Raw genomic sequence first — 4,972 nt, 5'->3', positions numbered from 1 at the left:
TCGATGAAATATCATCTCAAGCAGAGCTACATATCGGAGAAGGTGATGATGAGGATTACTTCACTGGTGAAAAAGGAAGAGTACTCGGAGATTTCTGGAATTTCTTTGAATCTCTCTTCAACCTTTTTGAAGTAGATGTAGATGATCCGAAAATCTACCAAATGCTCAAGGAGAAGAAAGAAAAAAATTGGCTTCTTTCGATAATTAAGTTTTTGCGTGATAAGCTTAAGGAGTTAATCAAGAAGATTTTTGCACGCGATTTAAGTTTCAATCAGAGGTTGGACAAAGAGATAAAAGAATTGCAGGAGAAATTGGGCAGTGGTGAGTTATCAGAAGAAGAGTTTGCAAGGGCGTTAGAAAGATTAACTGCATTGCAAGATCTGAAACTCAGGTTACAAATGGCTGTTGTCGGATGGATTGTTACAATGTTCGCAGAGATGTTTGGAGTTGAGTTGGCGGCTGCGGTAGAGGCATCTACAGAAAAGGAAGATAAAAAAGCAGAAAAAACATCATTAAAGGAAGAAAATAAAGAAGTTTGCGAAAACGTAGAAATAAAAGTGGATGAAAGAGAAAAACCTAAAGTGCCAGTTTTCCTTTTTGAAGTTTCACCAGGATTTGTAAGGCCGGTTGTTCTGAGCAAACCAGAACTTGATCTTTTACCAAAACCTATGAAAGAACTAATACCTAAAGAGGTTATAAAGGAGGAGACCCGCGAGGAAACAAAACCAAAAGTGGAAGAAGAGAAAAAAGCGAAGCCGGAGGAACCGAAGAAAGAGGTGTGTCCACAGAAAGTTCCGGAGCAAAAACCTGGGAAGAAGAGACCAATGTTGCATAATAACACAAATGGTTCTAGTAGGAAAGCGAAATATTTTGCATTTGATAATGTCGACATACGAGAGACGCCAACAATAGAACCAATTGATGTAAATGAAATTTACGGTAAATTTCTTGCTGAGCAGAATCAAATTTCACCAGAATCAGAACTTAATTCTATAAATGTTCAGCCTAAAGGAGGTTATAAAGGGAAATGAAAAAAAAATTTATGAAAATGCAAAAAAGTTGTTGCACTTATGATTTATTTATAATATATAGATTACATAATATTTTTATTAACGGAGGGTATTATGGATAAAAAACAACAAGCAAGCTCTAGTTCACAAGGGGATCCTCGTTTTAAGGTAGGCTCTGGTGGATATGATTCTGCTGCTTGGCTAAAAGCTAATCCTGGGAAAGGTGGAGGGCCGGTCATGCACAATGACCCTAGCAAGTTTGACAGGTGTGATGCCTATCCTTATACAAGGATGAGTAATGCTAAAGCTGATAGTGCTCAAAGTAGTAGTAAAAAAAAGTAATATTTGAATAGGGGGGAGTTATGACTAGTTTAGATTTTGTTAAGGAGCTGGTTAATGCGTTTAACGTTAGTAATTACGGCTCTAAAGTCAACACTAATTTTGTTGTGGAGGGCGATAATATCGTCGTTAAGTTTAATTGTGGTCAGCGCTCTGCAAAGAGGTACTTATCACAGATGGCAAGAGACTTAGTAAGAGAATATTATTCTGATGAGTCTGTAGCTGGTCACTTTTTTGACCTTAAGTCTTTTCCATTTAACTTTGATAAAGGAAGGTGGACGTTTAACAAGGCGGGGACTCAGTTTACAGTTCCTATAGGCTCTGGAGTAATCTTTAATCTCAAGGTGCATTTTGCTGAGGAATTCAGGAGTGAAGTAAGACACCAAATGATTAGGGAAATCGGTGGAAATTCTCAACACATTAAAGAGATTTTAAACAAAAATATACAGCAGGTAGCAATGGATACATCACCTCATTATATAAAATGCCTGTGGTTTAATAATCCGGGTATACAAGCGCATTTTATGAAGGTACTTCGGGCAAAAATGCAAAAGTATAGTTTTGATCTTTTAGATTTCTGTTGTATAGATGGCAATAAAGTATATTTTACAAATGTTGAAAATATTGATTTGGTGAGAAGTGTAACAGAAGTTGCTAAAAAAAGGTCAGGGTATCATTTTCGCTTTCCAAGCCGTAATGATTTAAAAGTTAGAAAATATAAAGGTGCTATGGGCGCGCTAATCTTTAGCTTAACTGGAATACCAGTTTATGGTTACTACCGTGATAATTTTATAGATGAAGACAGGATAAGTAATGGAGATCACTTTGCTTTTATACCTATAACCAAGGAGGGTAATAATTTAAGGTATCTAGCTCGTATGGAGGCAGATAAGATTAATGCTAAATTTTCTCATGATATTTTAACTAATGTTAGAGGTCAAACTGAAGCCACACGGTCAAATGAATTTGGTGAGGTATATGCTTTGTCCGATAGACAGATTGCTCTTTTAATTCCTGTAATTATAGAAAACTCTGTAATCAACAAAGATGGTCAAATAGAGATTGATCCTGAGCTTCGTTTTCGAGCATTGTCGCGATCACCATCGACTGAACTGTCAGATATGGAATTGGAGTCTCCCACGTGTAGTCAGGGTGGAGTAAAGGATTCTCCCAGGCAAGGATCAGAAAGAGAGGAAGAAACAGAGCCTTTTCTGGGGGTGCTGGAAATAGATCCAAGTCAATCCACTTGTTCTCTTAGAGCATGGGATAGTTCAACATTCTTAAATCTTGAGGTTTCTAATGAGGAATCTGAAAAACAGCAAGTTACTGATAAAAGTGATCTAGAAAGTAACGATGAGTGTTCTAAAGCAAAGCCACAGAGTGAATCTCCGAGTAGCCGGAAAGGGTCAGAAAGTAATTCGTTTTCAGGTAGTAGTACTTTATCAAAAAAATCTATTATGCCAGAGCTAGAGAAGTTGTTTATATTAGAGCTAGAAAAGTGGTTCCTATATTTTCAGCAAAATGGCAAAAAACTTGACTCGACGCGTTCAACTCATGAGCTTTCAAGTAAAAAAACAGCTACTTCATCAGAAAGAAAAGTAAAAAGTAATTCACCCTCAAAAGTGACTCCTGTTACTGAAGTACATACCGAAAACAAGCCTACTGAATTAAATGATAGTATTACAGAACTCCCGTCACAAGGTACCGTAGGCAAACTAAACATGCCCGGGGACCGTAGTTCTAAAATTTCTGTAGATAGTGGTTTAGGGTCGCTTGAGCGGGGACAGTCACCGTCGCTTATTGAAGAGTTTAGTGATTCACTTCAGCAGACACCGTTAATAGTTGATAAACTTGAAAATATATTTAGTAAATTATTAAGTGTTGTTCACAATCTATTAAAAAACCCGGCTTCTCCTACGCATAAAGATGTGTCGGGTGGACTAAAGTTGCAACAACATCTTGATTCTGATCAGAGAGAGAAACTATACAAAGCTCTTTCTTCTAAGATGAAGAAGAAGCTAGATTCCGAACTTTTTCTCCCTGAGTACGAGAAGTTACTATACCTACTTTATGTTGATAAGAGGGAGGTGCGTTTGCTTCTTTCTCCTCCTGGGGAAGTAGAGCAAGTGTGCTCAGTTCTTCCTTCTGAGGAGAAGGAGCAAGCACAATCAAGTTCTTCTGAGGAGGTAGTACGCTTATTTCAGGAGTTCTTTAGTAATCAAAAAGTTAGTGATAACTATCTTACAAGTTCTAAAGATAGTGGTGTTTCTTTAGGATCGTCTTCACAAAAATCGACTAGTGATACTGGAAGTGATGAAGATGAACTAGAAGCTAGTGGTAGGTCGTCAGTCTCATCGAACTCCAGTACTTCCACTGTTAGAACTAAAATGGATGCTACTAAGATCGAGCAATACTTGCAGGAGAAAAAAGTTAACAGTCGTACCTAATCCACTGCTCTCAGCCACCTAAGTGTTTTATTAGCTGACCCTGAGAGCACTGGTGTTGGTTTTTCTTGTCCATTGTAAGTATTGCATGGTACTAAATGTTTAAAAAGTATTAATATAAAGATATCAATAAAATTATTTACACTTTCATGCTATGCCCATAGCATCATATATTACTTAACCTTACAATAATTTTTTTATTCTTGCTGCTTCTTCAAATTCTAAATTTTCAGCATGCTCTATCATTTGCTTTCTCAAATCATCCTTATTAGTATTTACTTTCGGTTCTGCTATTGCCCTCTCCTGTAAGGTGTTTGATATAGGTTTTATTATAGTCTTTGGGACAATATTGTGCAATATATTATGTTCTTCTTGTTTTTTTCTTCTTCTTTCGGTCTCTTTTAACGCACGATCCAGAGAACCAGTGATTTTATCTGCATACAAAATTACTCTACCTTCAGCATTACGCGCAGCACGACCGATCGTTTGAATTAATGAAGTTTCCGATCGCAAAAATCCTTCTTTATCAGCATCCAAAATTGCAACCAACCCACACTCTGGAATATCAAGACCTTCCCTCAGCAAGTTAACACCTACTAAAACATCGATTTCTTTAGATCTCAATTTGTATATAATTTCTATTCTCTCCAGCGCAGCAATATCAGAATGCAAATAACTCACTTTCATATTCAATTCACTCATATATTCAGCTAAATTTTCAGCCATTTTTTTCGTCAATGTAGTGATTAAAACACAAAATCCCTTCCCTATTGTCACTTGTGCCTCATGAATTACATCATCAATTTGACTCTCTATTGGTTTCACAATGCAGATTGGGTCTGTAAGCCCTGTTGGACGGATAACTTGCTCTATAAATACATTATTGGTCTTTGCCAACTCATACTTTCCTGGAGTGGCTGAAATGTAAACAGTCTGCGGCCTAACTCCCTCCCACTCTTCAAATTTTAATGGACGATTATCAAAAGCGGAAGGGAGCCTGAAGCCATAGTCAATCAATTTCTTTTTACGCGCCTCATTACCACTGTACATCGCACCAACCTGAGGAACGGTGACATGACTCTCATCAACAAATAAAATTACGTCTTTGGGTAAATATTCAAACAAAGTAGGCGGTGGATCCCCAGCTTCCATTCCATAGAGATAACGCGAATAATTTTC

Annotated in this window: 4 protein-coding genes; 3 read left to right on the top strand and 1 reads right to left on the bottom strand. The window is 37.3% G+C overall.

Annotated features, from left to right (window positions below; translation table 11 throughout):
* The 3 genes from JR312_RS06000 to JR312_RS05990 all read left to right on the top strand — a co-directional run.
* Positions 1–1,031 (top strand): hypothetical protein (locus JR312_RS06000; RefSeq protein ID WP_416647958.1); only part of this gene is annotated, 1,031 nt, incomplete at its 5' end.
* A 93-nt stretch (positions 1,032–1,124) separates the two neighbouring features.
* Positions 1,125–1,352: a hypothetical protein gene (locus JR312_RS05995; protein WP_151808126.1), complete on the top strand. Its 228-nt coding sequence runs from the start codon at positions 1,125–1,127 to the stop codon at positions 1,350–1,352.
* 20 nt (positions 1,353–1,372) lie between these two features.
* Positions 1,373–3,796, top strand: coding sequence for a hypothetical protein (locus tag JR312_RS05990; RefSeq protein ID WP_416647957.1), 2,424 nt, complete (start codon positions 1,373–1,375; stop codon positions 3,794–3,796).
* 180 nt (positions 3,797–3,976) lie between these two features.
* On the opposite strand, the gene JR312_RS05985 is transcribed toward JR312_RS05990, so the two are convergent.
* Positions 3,977–4,972, bottom strand: a 996-nt coding sequence (locus JR312_RS05985; RefSeq protein ID WP_416647956.1) for a helicase-related protein, incomplete at its 5' end; no start/stop codon positions are given.

Origin of the sequence: Wolbachia endosymbiont of Nasonia giraulti (genome assembly GCF_048054155.1) — a bacterium.
Classification (GTDB): Bacteria; Pseudomonadota; Alphaproteobacteria; order Rickettsiales; family Anaplasmataceae; genus Wolbachia; species Wolbachia pipientis_C.
The sequence above is the reverse complement of the archived record's forward strand: the minus strand, read 5'-3'. Positions and strand labels throughout refer to the sequence as shown.